Consider the following 19,688-nt stretch of genomic DNA (forward strand, 5'->3'; position numbering starts at 1 on the left):
AATAAAGCTTGTATAAAAATTATATCAATTTAATTAGTGCTATTTTGTAAATAATAAAGTTTGCCTATCATATTTTCTAGGCAAAAATTAATAAAAAATTTAGCCGGGGAGTAAACCTTATGGAGCCTATAGTAAACCATTTTTTAAATAAATTTTTTTATGAAAAAGATCAACCTGAAGCATGCAAGAATCGCATGTCTTTTGTCGAAAAAAGGCAAGATAGAAGACCATACGAGAATCTATTCTTAGTCGAGCTTGGCCCCAGGCACTTATGTCAGACAGGCATTGAGGAGAAAAATAGGATTTCTAAAATTCAAATTTTTGCCGATAAAAAAATTCTTCTTATAAAATCAGAAGGCGAGCAAGTAGAACTTTCCTCCTATTTTAGTAATATACCTTCTTTAATGGCAACAAACGGGGCTAAATCGTATGTAGAAAATCATTTTTTCAAACTTCATCAATTAAGTAGCGGAGATTACAAATTGGAATCTTATGCAAGGGGCTTGGGGGGAGGGAAAGCAAGGGCTATCCATAAAGCAGTCAAAAAGGGAAATGTAAAGCAGCTAAAGAAAATTATTGAAATTGAAATTAAAAAAAGAATCGTTATTCCATTGATGTAGTAGATGAAAAAAATAATACCGCTCTAGTCTTAGCCTGTGCTAGCAAAAAAACTAATCTAGAAATAATAAAAATTTTAATTGCAGCAGGGTCTGAATTAGATTTTAGCGGAAGCCATACTCCCTTAACTGCAGCCTGCAGCGTGGGCGATCTTAGCCTTGTTAACTATTTGATAGAGCAAGGGGCGAATGTAAATACAGTAGATCAATCTAATCAATCCCCCCTTTATCATGCCTGTAATGAAGCACAAATTCATTTTGACATCATTCACAGCCTTATAAGTGCAGGGGCTAATCTTCATCAAACTACCGACGATAACCAAACATGCTTGCATACTGCCTCCGAAAAAGGTAATGTGGAAGTTGTAAACCTTCTAATCCAGCAGGGAATAGATGTACATGTTTTGGATAAAACGGGTCGATCTGCACTTCATTACGCCTGCTGCGTTAATGGTAATCAGAGCCTAAAGATTATCGAGTATTTAGTTAACGCTGGTGCTGACCCCAATCAGAAAGATAACGCTAACAAGACTCCTCTAATGTTTGCTTACAAACATTCTAATTTTGCAGCCGTTCATTATCTTATTCCCATAACAAAAGATCTTGATACATATGATGAAGAAGGCTACTCAATCCTGCATAAGGCTTGTATATTGAGGCAGGAATCAATTGTTAGGCTTCTACTTGAATATGGAGCTGATGTAAATCTTGTGGCTTTGAATGAAGGAGGCTCGACTCCCTTAATGGAAGCTTGCTTTTTACATAAGACTGAGAGGAATGCTAATATTGTAGATTTATTGATAGACGCAGGTGCTGATATTAATATAGAAAATGAGGTAAATTCTGACACTGCGCTTATTTTTGCATGTCGAGGTCGAGGAAATGTTGATATGAAAATTGTGCATAGATTAGTTGAAGCAGGCGCCAACCTCAATCATGTTAATCGTGAAGGTGTTACAGCATTAGGAGTAGCTAGGTCATGTAAGGTTTCAGCTTGCGTTGCTTATTTAAGTTCAAATCCTCAACCGGTTCACATGAGCCATAATCGCCCCGCTTTTGTACGTAAAGCCTATAATGAAGCAACTAAAGAATGTGCTGCTCAAGTAGCAAGTAGATCAGTTAGAATGCTTATAACGACGGGCAAAAATATACCAAGCCAAGAACGTAAGGAAATTTTTAACATTATTATTGATCAGTTAGGTTCTAGTGACTTTTTTGCTTCGTTAGTGGGGGATGACTATGAAAAAACTAATTCTAGAAATAAGCTTGCTGAGGAGATTAAGAAAGAATTGGATTTATTATTTAGCAGTGGGTTTGAACTCAGTGAAGTCAAGCAAAGTATAAAATATGCCATCGCTCAATGGAAAGCATTGCAAGCGCCACGTCCATCTGCTTACCTCCCCCAGGAGGGGCCGACCACGACAACACAAGCCACTGACAGTCAATGTAACTTGAGCGACACGGCATCAATAATAAGTGGTGCAGCACAAATTGCTGGTACTGTATTTAGTGTGCTCTAAGCGATAGAATTCTGTTTGCCCTAATCACAACAAATGGATAGCTTTAATTACGATTGCAGATTGAAACGGGCAAACAGTCTAACCCTACTTCTGAATATAAGAGAAAAAATTCCTTTAAATAATCCATTTTCCTATAAGCCCACTTTATGGTGGGAGTAGAGACTTAGCTTACAAGTCGGAGGTGGATGTTGATTTGTCAAGCGAAGAAGGTGAGCGGCTTGGGATAATTCTTAGACCTTAATGGTTTTGCTAGGGATAGGTGTGGGCGAATTATAAAGAATTTTTAGGTAAAAGGCCTTGGCTTTACAGCCTGGAAAATAATCCAAAATGTTTTGATATTGGATTAACTGCCCTCACTTTTGTGGAATAAAAAGGCTTCGCCAGGCAAAGTACTTGATGCTTATTTGATTATAAAGGGAAGAGCAAAAGCATGGATGGGATAAACATTGTTAAGGAATTTGTAGGAAACTAACTTAGCAAGTACTCAATTATAGGCTTAGCCGCTAACCAGCCGAGGCTTGACGAATATAGAATATAACAGCTGCCGTAAGCTTTTAATAGATAAAGATAACCTCTACAATGCTAGGGCAAGCTTAGTTTTAATGGGAGTGGATTTTTTTAGCTCATGGCAATAGGGTAAATATTTACTTTAACTATTCCACAGGATGAGCCATCGTAAGTTTCTTAAAAAATATTTTAAAGTGCTAGTTTAATATTTTAGATCTTCATTCTTTAGGACTTATTATTAAAGGGATATCAAGGTCTAGCGTGCTTGTTCTAACAGTCTTGGTAATAGGACTAGCTTTAAATAATAAAAAGCATTATGCCTAAAGATAGGCCGATTAATCTTTGGGTAAGTAGTATATTTCTCATAAGCCTATTGACGGTTATGCAGCGAGAATGAGTAAGTAGTGAAACTTTTTTTGTTTTCACCTTGATGAATCTGTTTTTAGAAGTAAAATAATCTGTATTATGGGTGACACAAGAGCCGAGTAAAAATCTCTGTATGAATAAAGGCGAACAATTGAAAATTATAAATGATTTTAACGATTATTTGACATTTCTTTTAGTTTTATGTGCTTGATAATAAGCTAAATTTATTGATAAGCTAACAACTTTTTGAAGGGACGATAAGCAGCGAGGGCTGTATACAAAAAAGTTGAGGTAGACATAATAAAGGATCTTGTATATCAATAAGATGGGCCTAAAGAAGGCCCATCTAGGTAAAGATTGTAAATTATCTTAAAAAAGTATAACATTTTATGAATAATAAGATGGTCGTTTATGGATAATGACATTTCAATTTCTAAAAAGCTGCAAGAAATTATAGAAAAAGAAGCTTTCGATTTATTAGATAGCTTCACCGCTTCCTATAACCTTCATTCTTTAGGGAATGAGGAAAAAATTCTTTTAGCTAAATTATTCATTAAAAAAGGTGAGTTAGAACTTAAAAGAGGAAGTGTAAATTTCCACGAGAGTTTTGCCTTGGCTGAAAGCCTCGCCCCTTCTAATGCTACTATTTATTTCCTTAAAGGAAAGGTTTTTGCTTCTCAAAAAGAAAATGCTCGCTGTCTTGCTGCAGCCATAGAAGCTTTTGCCCAAGCTATTGCTAGGGATGCTAACTTTTTCGAAGCCTACTTAATGAGGGCGGAAACTCTAATCTTAAGTGGTTTATTTCATCAAAATCCTTATTATTTTCAAAAAGCTCAGTATAAGTTTCAGGCAGGGTATGCCCTGTTAGAAAACCAGCCCGTAGAAGTTAAATCACATTTTTTTTGGAAATGGGGATTAAGTTGCTACCTTATGGGCCTTTCTTCTGAAGAGCCTATAGACTTTCATCAAGCTATCCAAAGATATCGACAAGCCCAGCAATTAGGCCACCAATGTGCAGATTTTTGGCAGGATATGGCAGAAGCCTTAGTGGAACTCAGCGAGCTTATCAAACAGCATAAATATTGCGAAGAGGCGGTGGAGTACTATCATTTAGCTGTTTGTGAAGAGCCTGAAAGCTCCGATCGATGGCTTAAGCTTGCTCTTTGTTATGAGAAGCTCTACGAACTTAAGGGTGATTTGCAGCATTTTGAGCTCGCTCAAACTGCTTTTGAGGAGGCTTCCAAGGGGCAGGAAGCTAACTTTTTCTTATGGCTGCGTTGGGGGAAACTCTATTTAAATGCTTGTAAGCTACAAAAAAACCCTACTTATAATGTTGCTTGCATTGAGAAATTTACTAAAGCTGCCGAAATTGACCCCGATCATCCCTTACTTCTTGCTTTCGGAGGTGAGGCTGAAATGATTTTCGGCATACATACTGAGTCTCTTGCTCTTTTGCATTCAGCAGAGCACAAGATTACGCGTAGCCTTAAATTAATTCCTAAAAATCCACACATTTGGGCCTTATACGGTGCTTGCTTAAATGAGCTCGGGCGCTACTTTAGTGAGGAAAGCTATTATGTGCAAGCGGTAGATAAATTCCAGCATGGGCTTACTCTTCAGAAGCAAGATCCTGCGTTATGGTATGGCCTGGCCACCTCGTATTTTTATATTGGTGAATATTGGAATGATTCTCAGCAAGTGGAAAATGCTGTTAACTGCTTTCAAAAAGCTTGCGATTTAGGAGGACAATCTTCTTTTCAGTTTTGGAATGATTGGGGCTTAGCTTTAATGAAGCTTTCAGAGCTTACAAATGACAAAAATTATTTGGAAGCAGCCATCCAAAAATTTGAGAAGGTGATTAATCTACAGGAAGAAGTTTTTTATCATCGACATTATGAACCTGAATGGCTTTATAATTATGGCTGTGCACTTGATTTTTTAGGGGATTTTTCAGAAGAGGTTTCTCATTATGAAAAAGCTATCACTGTTTTAAATAAAGCTTTAGAAATGGATCCCAATTTTACGAATGCTCGCTATAATTTAGCCGTAACTTTATCTCATCTAGGGGAAGCGACCTCAGATGTAGATATTTTGCACAGCGCTATTGAACATTTTCGAGTGGTCTTGAATATAGACATCGAAGATGAAATGGCTTGGAATGATTGCGGATTAGCTTTTTTAAATATAGCAGAATTAGTGCATGAAGAAATTCGCCCAGAGCGCAGTAAAACTTATTATCAGGAAGCAGAACAAAAATTTATGCATGCCTTGGCGCTAGGCTGTGCCCACACGTTTTATAATTTAGCTTGTATGCATTCTTTATTACAGAACTATCCTTCGGCTATGCATTATTTAGAGCGAGCCGAGCAGGCGGGAACGCTGCCAGCCTTAGAAGATATGCTTAATGATGAATGGTTAGAAAACCTAATTGACACACCTGCCTTTAGGCAATTTATCTCTCACATTGCCTCTAAACAAAACCATCTAGAAGATTGAGGTACTCAAGGGATAAAGAAACTAAATAAGCTGCAAGATGAATAAAGGTAGGATGCTAGCTAGCCAAAGAGCTGCCTAATTTAGAATTTTTACTTAAGTAAATTCTAAATATTCTCCTTTGCTTGGATACTTAGCTTAACTATTGGCCCATTTAAGGAGAGAAAAAGATAGCTTTAGCAAGGGATTTGCGGTTGGTTAATTCATTTAATTCTTGTTAAGGATCGTGGGTTAGATAAGAAAGCCGTAGATGCCAGCAAAGAAGCTTTTGCACGTTAAATTTATTTACTGGCAAAGGTCTAAATGAAAATTCCCTTAGAAGTGAGACGGGAGGGATTATATTGTTGCCCTGGGCAATTTTATATTGATGCATGGAAGCCCGTGCCCTTATCTATCATTACCCATGCCCATGGAGACCACGCGTATCGCGGCCATCAACATTATATCGCTTCAAAAGATTCTAAAGATTTACTGCTACATAGATTAGGAAGTCATATTTCGTTACAGGTGCTTTCCTATGGTGAAAAGATAAAAATAAAAGATTGTTGGGTATCGCTTCATCCGGCAGGTCATATTCTAGGCTCTTCGCAAATACGTATAGAAACAAGTAGCACCGTTACCGTTATCTCCGGCGATTATAAAAGAGCTTTAGATCCCACTTGTCAGCCCTTTGAAACATTAGAATGCGATATATTTGTCACTGAATCTACCTTTGGCTTGCCTATCTATCGCTGGCAAGATAGTTTGGGAATAGCTAAGGAGATGTTTGAGTGGTGGGAACAAAACAAAGCCAACAATCACCCTTCCATTATTTATTCCTATTCATTAGGAAAAGCCCAACGTATCCTCTCTTTATTAAAGTCTTTTACAGACCAACCCGCCTATTTGCATGGAGCTATGATACCATTGACGAAAATCTATGCAGAAAAGAGGATTGAGATGCTGCCCTTTATCGCCTGTAGTGAACAACCAAAAGGCTATACATTCTCAAAAGATCTGATTTTAGCGCCTCCTTCTGCCGCAGGCTCACCTTGGTTAAAACGTTTTCCTCACTTTCGTGCAGCAGCAGCTTCTGGATGGATGCTGGTAAGGGGAGCCCGTAAAAGGAAAGGCATGGACCAAGGATTTGTGCTATCCGATCATGCGGATTGGGAAGGATTAATACAAACGATTAAGCAGAGCCAAGCTAAAGTTGTGTTAACTACCCATGGGAACACCGATGTATTAGCAAAATATTTGCGTGAGCAGCTGCATGTGGATGCTAGGGAATTAAGAGGATTAGATGTGTTAGAGGAAGAGATCGATTGAAAAATTTTACGGAATTGTTTGATCTGATTGATCAAACTTCATCAACTAATGAAAAGCTACGCTATATGGAAGAATACTTTAAAAAAGTTCCTTCCGAAGATGGCGCCTGGGCATTATTTTTCTTAAGTGGACATAGGTTAAAAAGGTTAATAGGCTCTAAGACTTTGCTCACCTGGTGTGGAGAAATTACCCAGTTGCCAGCCTGGCTGATTGAAGAATCCTATGCTTCAGTAGGGGATACTGCCGAAACAATATCTTTATTATTAGAGCAATCTTACACTAAAAATCATTTGATTGATTTGCCTTTGTCTGCCTGGATGGAAAACCTTATTCTACCTTTAAAGTCCAAGAAAGAGGAAGAACAAAAAAGTGCGGTTGTAGAAATTTGGAAGAGCCTCAGTAAAAAAGAAATTTTTATCTTTAATAAAATTCTTACAGGCGGCTTTCGCATCGGTGTTTCCCAGCTATCGGCTATTAAAGCTGTAAGCCAAGCTCTTCAGGTACCGAAAGAAGTGCTAAGTCAACGCGTCATGGGTCATTGGCAGCCTACTGCCAATTTTTTTGATAACTTAAGGGTTGTTGAAGAAAAAAATAACTATTTAAACCCTTACCCTTTTTACCTAGCTTCGCCTTTGGAAGGTAACTTGGAAGCTTTGGTCCATCCCCATGAATGGCAGGCAGAATGGAAATGGGATGGTATCCGCGCGCAAGTTGTTTTTAGAGAAAAAGCAGCAGCCATTTGGTCGCGTGGTAATGAGCTTATCTCCGATCAATTTCCTGAGATCCTAGAAGGAATCCAAAAATTCCCCCACGGAACAGTGCTAGATGGCGAAATCCTTGCTTATGAGAATGAAAACCCTTTATCCTTCGGGGTATTACAAAAAAGGCTAGGAAGAAAAGCACCTTCCAAAGCTATTCAAAAAGAAGCTCCTGTCGTATTTATGATTTATGATCTTTTAGAATACAACGGTGTAGACCTTCGAAAAGAAGCTTTAATCAATCGGCGTAAGATTTTAGAAGGATTAGCAGAAATTCATCCGAAATTTCTAATCTCTCCTCTCATTGCTTTTAACGCATGGGAACAGATCCATGAAAAACGCTTAATGGCTAAGCATACTTTAACCGAAGGGATTATGCTTAAGCGCTTAAACTCTCCCTATGGTACAGGGAGGCAAAGAGGAAATTGGTGGAAATATAAAATAGATCCTATGACCATCGATGCCGTCCTTCTTTATGCTCAAGCGGGTACGGGTAGAAGAGCAAATTTATATACAGATTATACTTTTGGCGTGTGGCATCAGCAGGAACTGATTCCTATCACTAAAGCCTATTCGGGATTATCTCAGCAAGAAATTGATAAGCTCGATCGATGGATTAGGCGTAACACCGAAGAAAAATTTGGTCCTGTGCGTAAAGTGAAAGCTGAACAAGTTTTTGAAATAGCTTTTGAAGGCATCCAAAGTTCTAAAAGGCATAAATCGGGGATTGCTCTACGTTTCCCTCGCATTGCTCGCTGGAGAAATGATAAACCTTTTACCGAATGCGACACCCTGCAACAAATTAAGCTAGAATTTTTGAATGAGCAATAAAGAATTAGCTTTCATTCTGGATTGGTTAAAAATAAAAGAATGGAGCCCTCTTGCCTTTCAGCAAGAAGCTTGGAAAGCCTTTTTTGAAGCAAAGGATGGGTTAATTTCGGTCCCTACGGGGGCAGGTAAGACCTATGCCGCTTACCTTGCCGCTTTATCCCACCTGCATCATCATCGAGCTAAAGGTGTGCAAATTCTCTATATTACCCCTTTAAGAGCCTTGGCTAGTGACATTCAACTAGCGCTTCAACAACCTATCCTTGATCTTAAGCTTCCCTATCGAGTAGAAAAAAGAACAGGAGACACCACGACAAGCCGAAGAGTTAAACAAGCTAAAAATCCTCCGGAGATTTTGCTGATTACCCCTGAAAGTTTGGCGCTAGTGATAAGCAACGCAGAGGCCAAGCAGCAGTTTGCCCACTTACAGGCCATTATTATCGATGAGTGGCATGAACTTTTGGGAACAAAACGTGGTGTCTTACTAGAACTTTGTATAGCGCATTTAAAAAGCTGGAGCGAAAGTGTAAGGATATGGGGGCTGACAGCGACGCTTGGCAATCTGGAGCAAGCCGCTCAGGTTTGTGTAGGCATAGATCGTAAAGCTTCTTTGATTGTGACTAAGATGCCAAGAGAAGTTATCCTAGATACTTTATTACCGAGTAGCGTAGAAAAGCTGCCGTGGGCAGGAAAGTCGGGTCTAGGCATGCTTCCCTATGTCCTTGCTAAGCTGTCTCCTCACCAATCAACCTTGATATTTACCAATACTCGCTCGCAAGCTGAGCGCTGGTATCAAGCAATAGAGGAGGCTAAACCCGAGTGGAAAAATTTAATAGGCCTGCATCACAGCTCTATCGATAAAAAAGAAAGAGAACTCATTGAACAACGTCTGAAAGAGGGGATCTTGAAATGCGTAGTGTGTACTTCTTCTTTGGATTTAGGAATTGATTTTTCTCCTGTCGAGCAAGTGATTCAAGTTGGATCGCCCAAAAGTATTGCCCGTTTATTGCAAAGAGCAGGTCGTTCCTCCCACCGTCCTCTTACTCCTTGCCGCTTGTTGATTGTTCCTACCCATGCTTTAGAGATTGCTGAATTGAAAAGTTATCGTAAAGCCTTACAGCACCAACTGATTGAAAATCGTCTACCCTTGACGCATACATTTGATGTTCTTATCCAGCACTTAGTGACTTGTGCGATTGGTGGAGGATTTAATAAAAATGAAATGTTTAAAGAGATTAAAACGACCTATGCTTTTAAAGATCTAACCGTAGAAGAGTTCGATAGCTGCCTAGAGTTTTTAATTCATGGAGGGAAAGCTCTAACGGCCTATCCTGAATACAAAAAGCTTATTATAGAAAAAGATCTTTATAAAGTTGTCGATAAAAAAATCATTCAGTTCCATCGTCTAAATATCGGTACGATCACCTCTGAACCTCATATTCCTGTGAAGATGGCTAATGGAAAATCCTTAGGGATCATTGAAGAAAATTTTTTATCCAGCTTGAAAAAAGGCGATCGTTTTTTATTCGGGGGACGTCTTTTAGAACTTATTCAATTTCGTGACCTAACAGCTTATGTACGCCTCAGTAAAGGGGTGCCTAAAACTGCTGCCGTATGGCGCGGTGGCAGGCTTCCCTTTTCAGCTCCTTTAGGAAAAATGCTAAGGGAATCATTAAACCCCTCTCAAGAGATCTATCCGGAAAATGCTTTTTTAGAGCAAATTCTTGCCATACAAAAAAAGCTCTCCTCCATTCCCAACGAAAATGAGATGCTTATCGAGAGTTTAAAATCACGAGAGGGCTGGCATCTTTTTTTTTATCCTTTTGAAGGCAAAGCTGTCCATCAGGGGCTTGCTTATATTATTGCTTCCCGCTTATCTAAAAGTAACCCCGGTACGTTTACCTTAAGTTCTAACGATTACGGCCTTGAAATTCTTAGCTGCGCGCCTTTCCACGAAGAAAGTTTAAATAATGCTTTATTTGCTTTTGATAAGCTTGAAGAAGAGATTACCTCGCTTATCAATCTTCATGAGTTAGCGCGCTCTTCTTTTCGAGACATCGCCCGCATTTCAGGGCTTATTTTTCAAGGGTATCCAGGTAAACATAAAACCCATCGTCAAGTGCAGGTGAGTAGTAGCTTGCTCTATGAAGTTTTTAGTAAATATGACCCCTCGAATTTGTTGATACAACAGGCAAAAAGTGAGGTAATCCATCAGCAATTTGAGTTAAATAGAATTTTGCAAGTGTTGAAAAGATTGTCCGCCTCCCTTATCATTCTTACGCACCCCCCAAAATTAAGCCCCTTTGCTCTGCCTCTCTATATTGAGAGAGTGAGTGGTCATCTTACCAATGAAACTTTAGAAGAGCGTATTGAGAAAATTAAAAGTAGCTGGAAAAGATAATGATAGCGATCAAAATCCGCGAGCAGACTATTCAATTGTTACCACAAAGAGCTGCTTATTGGGAGGAGAATAAAGCTTTGATAGTCGCTGATATTCACCTTGGAAAAGCAGCCACCATGCAAAGAGCAGGAGTTGCTGTACCTGAAGGGGCTATGGATCAAGATTTAATCAACCTTAAAAATATAATCGAGCATACAGGCGCTCAACGCTGTATCGTAGTAGGCGATCTTATTCACGCCCAAAATGGCCTTTCTGAAGGTGTGCAATCAAAATTTGGCGAGTGGCTTTCTACCATCAATTGCTCGGTAGATCTTATCTTGGGCAACCACGATCAAGCGTTAAAGAATTATATGCCGGCAAACTGGAAATTACAGGTCCATCAAGAATACTTGGCGATCAAACCTTTTTACTTTAACCATTTTCCTATAACCCTAGAAAATCACTTTGTTTGGTCAGGACACCTTCACCCCCAGATTTTACTCAAAAGTAGGCACGATCAGCTAAATTTGCGTTGCTTCCAAATTTCTGATTCTCTAGCTGTTTTGCCAGCCTTTAGCGATTTTGTAGGGGGCTCTACTGTCACTAAGAATGCAGACAATCGCATCTTTGCGCTTGCTGGTAAAAAGGTGGTCGAAATATAAGGTATGCAAGCTCATACTCGCATGCTGTCTTAGCATAGTACCTTATCTTTTTTTTGAGCTTCGCGTTAGATTTTTATCTGAGCGGGCAGTTGTCCTAGACAGCACTTGACCTGACAGACATGAGTTACCTGGCAGGTACTATTTCTGTCAGTTGTAACTTATCTAACATCTTTTCTTGCGCAAGATGGTTGGCATCTAAGAATGTTTGTAAAGGCGTCTTGCCAAAACAATACTTTCCTGTATGTGTTCTCTCGTTATTATACTCATTCATCCATTTATCCACATCCTCTTGTAATTCTTCAACATTTTTAAACACTTTCTTCCTAAAAGCTGTGGCATAAAATTCGTTCTGGATGGTCTGATGAAACCTTTCGCAGATTCCATTGGTTTGAGGATGCCTGGCTTTAGTGCGAGAATGGTCAATGTCTTCAATGGCCAGATAAAGTTCATACTCATGATGCTCTCTTGCTCCGCAGTACTCTGTAACACGATCGGTCAATATTCTTAAAACACGAATATCTTGCTCTTCAAACCAGGGAATGACTTGGTCATTCAGCATATCCGCTGCTACCAATGCATTTTTTCTATCGTATAGTTTGACAAAAGCTACCTTAGAATAGGTATCGATCACTGTCTGTTGATAAATGCGTCCCACACCTTTAATAGTGCCTACATAATAGGTATCTTGAGATAATAAATAGCCTGGATGTTCAGTTTCAATTTCGCCATGTGCTTCTTTTTCTTCATTGGCTTTTTCAAGGGCTTTTAGTACTACCTCGTTAAGTGCCTTTCTGATATTAATGTAGGTAAGGTTTATTAATTGAGGAGGGACAATGGATCTAGAGCAACTAAATTCCATTCGCGAGCAACTTAATGAATGGATCAACGTTTTTAAAGCCAACTTAGGAAGATCGGAAAGAGTCCACTGGTGCAGATTATACATTTCAGGACTAATATTAGATGGAGAAAGAAAATCTATCGAACCTATGGCAAAAAGACTTCCTGGAGGAAATGAACAAGCCATTCAACAATTTGTCAATCAAAGCCCTTGGGACCATGCAGCGATGCAACAACAACTGGCACAGCATATGGCTCAAAGCATGGGGGGTAAAAAAGGAGTACTTGTTTTAGACGACACTTCTCTACCCAAAAAGGGAAAATTCTCAGTAGGGGTAGCCAGGCAGTATTGTGGAGCTTTAGGAAAAATTGCCAATTGTCAATCAATCGTCACATGGCATTACTGTGAAAAAGGTAAAGAGCATTTTCCTATCCTAGGTGAATTATTCCTTCCCCAATCTTGGACAAAAAGTAAAAAAAGAATGCAGGTAGCCAAAGTTCCTAAGGCAAGATACAAGTTTTTAAAGAAATGGCAGCTTGCTTTACAACTTTTAGATGATATTCTTAAGAAAGATTTTCCCTATGAAGCGCTTGCTTTTGATGCCGGTTATGGAGAAAAACGAGAGTTATTGGGAGAATTAGATAAAAGACAGCTAACCTTTGTGGCTCAAATTCCTGAAAATCATAGCTTTTGGCCTATCGATATTCCTTTAAATCCTACCAAGAATATTAAAGGTAGGCCAAGAAAATATCCAGAAGTAGCCGATAGAAACTTTAAGCCCCTTTCTGCCAAGAAATGGTTAAAAAAATTGATACTGCAAGGAGGTAAGTGGCAAAAGGTAAAACTTACCCTTCAATCGAAGAAATATAGTGAAGTAATGGCTATACGTGTTAAAGAAACGATCACCAAGGCATTTTATAGACCAGGGGTTGAAAGATGGTTAATCATGGAAAAGTTAGGAAACGATCAATATAAATACTATGTCTCCAATGCCTCAAAAGATACTTCCCTCTCATGTATGGTAGAATGGATTCATGAGAGATGGAAAATCGAGCAAGGCTATCAGCAGATGAAAGAAGAGCTAGGATTAGATCACTTTGAGGGGCGGTCATGGCTAGGACTCCATCATCATCTGACGTTATGTTTTATGGCTTATAACTTCTTAACCTTACTGAAATACCAGGCAAAAGATAAAAAGAAATCTCAATGACTCTGCCTCAAGTAAGAAGATTATTAGTAGGAGTACAAATTAGTTGACACTTACTACCTTTAAAACTATATTTAAAGCATATGAAATATTCAGATGCTCGTTTATTACCACCAGTCATTCAGCAACAGCTTCGGCATAAAGCTGTAGAGTTGTTTTTAAATGGTAAAAATCCTACTGAGATCTCCAAACATTTGGGAGTAAGCCGTCAAGCCGTCTATAACTGGATAAAAAAGCATTCTGAATCAGGTAAACAAGGGTTAATAATTCATAAGCGAGGGCGTCCAAAAGGTACTAAGCTGCAACCATGGCAAAGTGCTCAAATAATGAATTTTATTAAGAATTCTTGCCCAGATCAATTGTCGCTGCCTTTTTTCTTATGGACCCGTGAATCTGTTGGGCTTCTAATATGGAATAAATTTAACATTAAGCTTTCCAAGTGGACTGTGGGAAGATATTTAGCAACTTGGGGGTTTTCCCCTCAAAAGCCTGCACGCCGTGCGATTGAACAGAACCCCAAAGCTATTGAAGACTGGTTTAAAATTGAATATCCATCGATCCAAAAGCTATCTAAAAAAGAAAAGGCAACAATCTATTGGGGTGATGAGATGGATTTAAGATCGGACCACAACGTGGGAAGCACATATGGTTTGAAGGGAAAAACTCCAGTTGTGAAGCGAACAGGAAATCGATTTTCTTGCAATATGATATCCGCTCTTACTAATTTAGGAAAATTAAATTTTATGGTGTTTCACGAGAATTTTACATCTGAAATTTCTCTTAAATTTCTCAAAAGGATAATTCGACAATGTGACAGGAAAGTGTTTTTGATTGTTGACCAGCATCGTGCTCACAAATCAAAAATAGTTAAGGATTGGCTCACAAAAAACAAGGAGCATATTCGCTTGTACTATTTGCCACGTTATTGCCCAGAACTAAATCCCGATGAATTTTTAAATCAAGTTGTAAAATCCCACATTGGGAAGCAATGCCTTCATACTAAAGCACAGATGGTAAGACTGCTAAATAGACACCTTAAAATGAGGCAAAAACGGCCTTATATCATCCAAAACTTTGTCAAGGGCTGCTATCCTAGATATGTTGCTTGAAAAAGTGTAAACTATTAGTGCTTCCCGTAATAATTAACAGCTTATTTTGCATTACTATTTGCCCTTTTTGCCAAGCTATTCATGACTCATCTAAAAGGCTATTTTTTGATACCTCTTAAACCTAACGAAGTAGTACTATTCGTGTTCCTCCATAAGCAAATAAAGCGAAAACATAAAAGATGAAAAAGTATTGTAGCGAGGACTTTCCCCTCGTAGGATTGTTTTTACACTATGCAATGAAATAGAGATAAGGGAATATGATAAATTAATTAATCCATCATAATTCAAAAGCTATTATGACTACTGGATGATTGGTTAACTATTTAATGAGTAGGAACTTATGTTTTGACTCAAGCCTCATTTCAGAAATTATAGGTCAATGGAAATTAACCTGCGGAATGTGGGTTTTAAGGTGCTTTGCCCTTTTTTGACTTCTCGCATCAATTTTAATGAGCCCCCCTTCATTGAGGTGAGGGGGCTCAATTAAAATTGACACTCACAATCTTAAGAGGCAAAAATATTGTTTATCTTTCTTGTTCTCACTATCTCATCTTTAAGTATACTTTATCACTCATCCAATCCTCATGGATTTCCTGAAGCATTACTGTAACCAATCTTTCGCATGATTCTTCATTTGGAAGCACTCTTACTACTCTTGTGCGTCTCTTAATCTCCTGATTTAATCTCTCCATTATATTAGAAGTTCGAATTTCTACGTGATGATGGAAAGAAAATTGAAAAAATGTCAGCCCCTTTTCTACATTGTTTTCAAGCCACTCTACGAACTTAGGAGCCGTTTTTTCATACTTTTCTACTGCCATCCTTAAACAAAAGCTTATTAATCGCGGTTTAGAGCTATTGACAAGCCTATGATCGAATATGAAGCAGAAGTTAATGTCTTTACAAGACAAAATTTTGCTAAGAAAAAGATCCATAATCGAAGCTGTAAACGATCAATTAAAAAATATCTCTCAAATTGAACATACTCGTCATAGAAGCATAGGAGATGCTCTAGCCAATATATTGGCAGGAATAGCAGCTTATTGTTAGTGCCACCATCCAAAAAAGCCTTCTTTGAGATTTTCTGGCCAAGAAAGGAGTTCTTGATTGCAGCTTAAAAAAACTCAAAACTCTGATCATTAAATATCTTTTACCGCGTAAAACTTTGAAGAACATCTTTTCACAGAATCTCTTAAAAGACTAATCACATTTGTTGCAGATTGGCATGTATTAATTTTACAAGTGGATGATGGATGCCATACAACTTGATGGCAATTCTAAGTGCTTCTCGCGTATATTTGACCGCCGATCTTATATCTCTTTTTTGTTGATAGATTGCTCCTAAAGTGTTGTAATTTATTGCAACGGCGTGATGATTTTCACCAAAAAGCTCAAGATTAACAGCGAGGGCTTTCTTGGCATACTTAATTGCCTGTTTTAGATCTCTATGACTTAAATAAATTACTCCCAAGTTATTGTAATCTCTTGCCACATCGGGATGATTTGCACCAAAAAGCTTAAAGTCAATGGCGAGGGCTTTCTTAGCATATTCAGTCGCCTGCTCTAAATTGCCTTGATTTTGATAAATTTGCCCCAGGTTGTTATAATCTTTTGCCACGGCTGGATGATTTTCACCAAAAAGCTTTAGATTGATAGCGAAGGCTTTCTTAGCATATTCAGCGGCCTGCTCTAAATTGCCTTGTTCTTTGTGAATCATTCCCAAGTTGTTATAATCCCTTGCCATAGCTGGATGATTTTCACCAAAAAGCTTTAGATCGATAACGAGGGCTTTCTTGGCATATTCAGCCGCCTGCTCTAAATTGCCTTGATTTTGATAAATTTGCCCCAAGTTGTTATAATCTTTTGCCACCCTGGGATGATTTTCACCATAAAGATTAAGGTCAATGACGAGGGCTTTCTTAGCATATTCAGCCGCCTGCTTTAAATCGCTTTGTTCTTTGTAAATCACTCCCAAGTTGTTATAAGCCCCTGCCATAGCTGGATGATTTTCACCAAAAAGCTTTAGATTGATAGCGAGAGCTTTCCTAGCATATTCAACCGCCTGCTCTAAATTGCCTTGATTTTGATAAATCATTCCTAGATTAGCGTAGCGGATTGCCATTGTGGGATGATTTTCACCAAAAAGCTCAAAGTCAATGGCGAGGGCTTTCTTAGCATATTCAGCCGCCTGCTTTAAATCGCCTTGTTCTTTGTAAATCATTCCCAGGTTGTTATAATCTTTTGCCACGGCTGGATGATTTTCACCAAAAAGCTCAAAGTCAATGGCGAGAGCTTTCCTAGCATATTCAGCCGCCTGCTTTAAATCGCCTTGATTTTGATAAATCATTCCTAGGTTAGCGTAGCGGATTGCCATTGTGGGATGATTTTCACCAAAAAGCTCAAAGTCAATGGCGAGGGCTTTCTTAGCATATTCAGCCGCCTGCTCTAAATTGCCTTGGTCTTGATAAATTATTCCTAGATTAGCGTAGCGGATTGCCACCGTGGGATGATTTTCACCAAAAAGCTTAAAGTCAATGGTGAGGGCTTTCTTAGCATATTCAGCCGCCTGCTCTAAATTGCCTTGTTCTTTGTAAATCATTCCCAAGTTGTTATAATCTTTTGCCACATCGGGATGATTTTCCCCAAAAAGCTTAAGATCGATAGCGAGGGCTTTCTTAGCATATTCAGCCGCCTGCTCTAAATCGCCTTGATTTTGATAAATTATTCCTAGATTAGCGTAGCGGATTGCCACCCTGGGATGATTTTCCCCAAAAAGCTTAAGATCGATAGCGAGGGCTTTCTTAGCATATTCAGCCGCCTGCTCTAAATCGCCTTGATCTTGATAAATTATTCCTAGATTAGCGTAGCGGATTGCCACCGTGGGATGATTTTTCCCAAAAAGCTTAAGATCAATGGTAAGTGCTTTATTGACGTACTCAGCTGCCTTTCCTAAATTGCCTTGTTCTGTATAAATTGTTCCCAAGTTGTTATAATCCCTTGCCACATCGGGATGATTTTCACCAAAAAGCTTTAGATTGATAGCGAGCGCTTTCTTAGCATATTCAGCCGCCTGCTCTGAATTGCCTTGATTTTGATAAATCATTCCCAGATAGTGGTAGTCTCTTGCTACAGAGGAATGATTTTCCCCAATAAGCTTAAGGTCAATGGCAAGCGCTTTATTGCTATACTCTGCCGCCTTTCCTAACTTCCCTTGCCCAAGGTAAATGATTCCAAGAGCATTTAAAACCTCTGAATCTTGTGGATTTGCTTCTATTGCTCGCAGATACCATTTTTCTGCTTTTCTATTTTGAAAAATCCTTCGGAATATATCTCCTCGCGTTTTTGGTGAATTATCCTCCAAATCAGAAGATCTAAGTTGCTCTTCATTGCCTGCTAAAAATTCTTGGAAAGATTGATAAAAAGGAATAAAGATGCGATAGATTTTTTTTATTTTTTTTAAGGCTTGATGATCTAAAGCAAACTGCTTTTCAATAAGATCTGGATCCTCAAATCCAAAGGGCTTAAGGAGAGGATTCATCATCTCCTGTTGCGCCTGATAATGAGAATAAGTTTTAAGACGCATGAATAATGCTAGGCTCATCCATTCCCTTAACCTTTCAGTGGCTCCTTTTGTTATGATCTCTAACTCACTTAGCTTATCAATCCTAGTAAAAGTATCGGAAGCTGAAATTTTTTTGAGAAGAGCTAGCCGGCTCAAAGCAAGATGAGGAAAGCGATAAAAGTCATTTTTTACTTTAAAAAGCATGCCATGCTTGTCTATATCGCCCATTCCTGGGTTAAAAGCTTTCATATCATCTAGCATAAGGTGTTGCTTAGCTAAGTACTGACGAAGATTAGTACCTTTTTTATAAGGAGTGTTAAGTTTTTCTTGAACTTTTTGTTTATACTTCTGAGTTAGTTCATCATTTCCTAGCAAATGAGTAAAGTTTAAAAGTTCCAACGGAAGGTAAGGTTCTTTCTCATGCCACCACTTCCCTTCCTCAGCTTTACCAATATATTGAGCCATTTTTTCAGGAGTTTGAATCAGCTCAAATGTCTGTCGATTGCCAAAAGGAGTTTTGCATGCTTTTCCCATTCCCTCATTATCAAAAGCAAAGCCACGGGGTGTAATACGATCAAAAAAATCTATGGCTTTTAAGCAAGGAATATTTAAAGCAGGAAGGATGGTTTCTCCTAAATTGATAACCCTCAAATGAATTAAAGTAGTCAGACGCTTAAAGTACTTTCTGTTTTTGGCAGTATCTTCGTGTATAAGAATGCCAAATTCTAGATCAGAATAAGGGGTCATTTCATCTCTAGCTAACGAACCGAAGCCTAGCATAGCGTACTCACACGGCGCAGGGCCTAGCACTTCTTGTGCTTGATCTACAAGAGAATTAAAAAAAATTTTTATCTGTTGGGTGATTTCCTTGTAAAGCTCTCTTACTTGTTGAGATAAAGGAGTTTCTGGTAAGGCTTGAATTTTCTCTTCTATCTTTTCTCTAAATTTTTTTAAAGCTCCACGATTGCTTTCAAATTGCTTTATCATTTGTTCAATGCATAAAGGCTTTCCTTCACATAGTTCAGTAAGTAGGGTTTGAACATTGAAAAGTTTTTTCTTAATTGCTTCCTGTTTGCTTTCCGGGCATAGAAGTAGGACATAATTGTAAAGTCCTACAGATAGTAGAAGCGTGTCAGTTGTCTTTTCATCCACATAAATATCACCTAATTTTTCTATATAAAGGGCTTCTCGGATAGAATCTTTTTTTTGAATAGCTAGTTTTAAAGCTAGAGCATAAGCTTTTTCTGATAAAGGATTACTTTCAATAAGTTGCTTCCATTCTTTACAGACTAGTCTGATTTGGCATAGATCTTTTAGCCCTAATTCTTTAAATATTCTTAAACTAATCTCTTTATAGGCACTTCTTGTAGGATACCTAGCATGTTCCTCTTCATTCTCAAAGGCAGGAAATATATAAGAATAAATACACGGATTAATGCTGATCATGTGCTTACCACCTTGTTATCTAAATTTAGCTTTACTTCTTTTTACAATCTACATGCAATGTTAGATTTTGTACTTCCTGCTCTCTAG

At 38.4% G+C, this 19,688-nt stretch carries 11 protein-coding genes and 2 pseudogenes; 10 read left to right on the plus strand and 3 right to left on the minus strand.

Features of this window, described 5'->3' with window-relative positions:
* The first annotated feature begins 119 nt into the window (after nucleotides 1-119).
* The 7 genes from DB42_RS04640 to pdeM all read left to right on the plus strand — a co-directional run bounded on the left by DB42_RS04640 (nucleotide 120) and on the right by pdeM (nucleotide 11,439).
* Complete coding sequence (locus tag DB42_RS04640) at nucleotides 120-620, plus strand: hypothetical protein (protein ID WP_044881948.1); 501 nt, start codon at nucleotides 120-122, stop codon at nucleotides 618-620.
* On the plus strand, nucleotides 611-2,137 hold the full coding sequence (locus DB42_RS04645) for an ankyrin repeat domain-containing protein (protein WP_255359355.1): 1,527 nt from the start codon (nucleotides 611-613) through the stop codon (nucleotides 2,135-2,137). The genes DB42_RS04640 and DB42_RS04645 overlap by 10 nt, the downstream gene beginning before the upstream one ends.
* Before the next feature lie 1,284 nt (nucleotides 2,138-3,421).
* Nucleotides 3,422-5,506 (plus strand): tetratricopeptide repeat protein, encoded by a 2,085-nt coding sequence (locus tag DB42_RS04650; RefSeq protein ID WP_044881950.1) that lies wholly within the window; start codon nucleotides 3,422-3,424, stop codon nucleotides 5,504-5,506.
* 300 nt (nucleotides 5,507-5,806) lie between these two features.
* The gene (locus DB42_RS04655) at nucleotides 5,807-6,811 is read left to right on the plus strand and encodes a ligase-associated DNA damage response exonuclease (RefSeq protein WP_044881951.1); all 1,005 of its coding nucleotides are present in this window, start codon (nucleotides 5,807-5,809) and stop codon (nucleotides 6,809-6,811) included.
* Entirely contained in the window at nucleotides 6,808-8,400 is a 1,593-nt protein-coding gene (locus tag DB42_RS04660; RefSeq protein WP_044881952.1) for an ATP-dependent DNA ligase, read from the plus strand. The genes DB42_RS04655 and DB42_RS04660 overlap by 4 nt, the downstream gene beginning before the upstream one ends.
* Nucleotides 8,390-10,798, plus strand: a complete 2,409-nt coding sequence (locus DB42_RS04665; protein WP_044881953.1) for a ligase-associated DNA damage response DEXH box helicase — start codon at nucleotides 8,390-8,392, stop codon at nucleotides 10,796-10,798. The genes DB42_RS04660 and DB42_RS04665 overlap by 11 nt, the downstream gene beginning before the upstream one ends.
* Nucleotides 10,798-11,439, plus strand: a complete 642-nt coding sequence (pdeM, locus tag DB42_RS04670) for a ligase-associated DNA damage response endonuclease PdeM (RefSeq protein WP_044881954.1) — start codon at nucleotides 10,798-10,800, stop codon at nucleotides 11,437-11,439. Before DB42_RS04665 ends, pdeM begins: the two co-directional genes overlap by 1 nt.
* Before the next feature lie 124 nt (nucleotides 11,440-11,563).
* On the opposite strand, the pseudogene DB42_RS04675 reads toward pdeM, so the two are convergent.
* Nucleotides 11,564-12,208: pseudogene (locus DB42_RS04675) on the minus strand (integrase core domain-containing protein); the annotation flags it as partial.
* A 64-nt stretch (nucleotides 12,209-12,272) separates the two neighbouring features.
* On the opposite strand from DB42_RS04675, the gene DB42_RS04680 reads away from it, so the two are divergent.
* A complete protein-coding gene (locus DB42_RS04680) occupies nucleotides 12,273-13,487 on the plus strand; it encodes an IS701 family transposase (RefSeq protein ID WP_044881955.1) in 1,215 nt (404 codons plus the stop codon).
* Nucleotides 13,488-13,567: 80 nt separating this feature from the next.
* Nucleotides 13,568-14,593, plus strand: a complete 1,026-nt coding sequence (locus DB42_RS04685) for an IS630 family transposase (protein ID WP_044881956.1) — start codon at nucleotides 13,568-13,570, stop codon at nucleotides 14,591-14,593.
* A gap of 542 nt (nucleotides 14,594-15,135) precedes the next feature.
* Here the strand turns inward: DB42_RS04685 and DB42_RS10865 are convergent.
* Nucleotides 15,136-15,414, minus strand: coding sequence for a transposase (locus tag DB42_RS10865; RefSeq protein WP_080502737.1), 279 nt, complete (start codon nucleotides 15,412-15,414; stop codon nucleotides 15,136-15,138).
* A 1-nt stretch (nucleotide 15,415) separates the two neighbouring features.
* Between DB42_RS10865 and DB42_RS04690 the strand changes: the two are divergent.
* Nucleotides 15,416-15,643: pseudogene (locus DB42_RS04690) on the plus strand (transposase); the annotation flags it as partial.
* A gap of 154 nt (nucleotides 15,644-15,797) precedes the next feature.
* Here DB42_RS04690 and DB42_RS10405 read toward each other — a convergent pair.
* Nucleotides 15,798-19,601 carry a tetratricopeptide repeat protein gene (locus DB42_RS10405; RefSeq protein ID WP_052435989.1) on the minus strand — a complete coding sequence of 1,268 codons (3,804 nt, stop codon included), beginning with the start codon at nucleotides 19,599-19,601 and terminating at the stop codon, nucleotides 15,798-15,800.
* Between the last annotated feature and the right edge of the window lie 87 nt (nucleotides 19,602-19,688).

This window comes from Neochlamydia sp. EPS4 (assembly GCF_000813665.1).
Taxonomy (GTDB): Bacteria; Chlamydiota; Chlamydiia; order Chlamydiales; family Parachlamydiaceae; genus Neochlamydia.

Excerpts from the sequence above, each read along its gene's own strand:
- DB42_RS04640 (WP_044881948.1), top strand. The coding sequence starts at position 120 with ATGGAGCCTATAGTAAACCATTTTTTAAATAAATTTTTTTATGAAAAA.
- DB42_RS04650 (WP_044881950.1), top strand. The coding sequence starts at position 3,422 with ATGGATAATGACATTTCAATTTCTAAAAAGCTGCAAGAAATTATAGAA.
- DB42_RS04655 (WP_044881951.1), top strand. The coding sequence starts at position 5,807 with ATGAAAATTCCCTTAGAAGTGAGACGGGAGGGATTATATTGTTGCCCT.
- DB42_RS04665 (WP_044881953.1), top strand. The coding sequence starts at position 8,390 with ATGAGCAATAAAGAATTAGCTTTCATTCTGGATTGGTTAAAAATAAAA.
- pdeM (WP_044881954.1), top strand. The coding sequence starts at position 10,798 with ATGATAGCGATCAAAATCCGCGAGCAGACTATTCAATTGTTACCACAA.
- DB42_RS04680 (WP_044881955.1), top strand. The coding sequence starts at position 12,273 with ATGGATCTAGAGCAACTAAATTCCATTCGCGAGCAACTTAATGAATGG.
- DB42_RS04685 (WP_044881956.1), top strand. The coding sequence starts at position 13,568 with ATGAAATATTCAGATGCTCGTTTATTACCACCAGTCATTCAGCAACAG.
- DB42_RS10865 (WP_080502737.1), bottom strand. The coding sequence starts at position 15,414 with ATGGCAGTAGAAAAGTATGAAAAAACGGCTCCTAAGTTCGTAGAGTGG.
- DB42_RS10405 (WP_052435989.1), bottom strand. The coding sequence starts at position 19,601 with ATGATCAGCATTAATCCGTGTATTTATTCTTATATATTTCCTGCCTTT.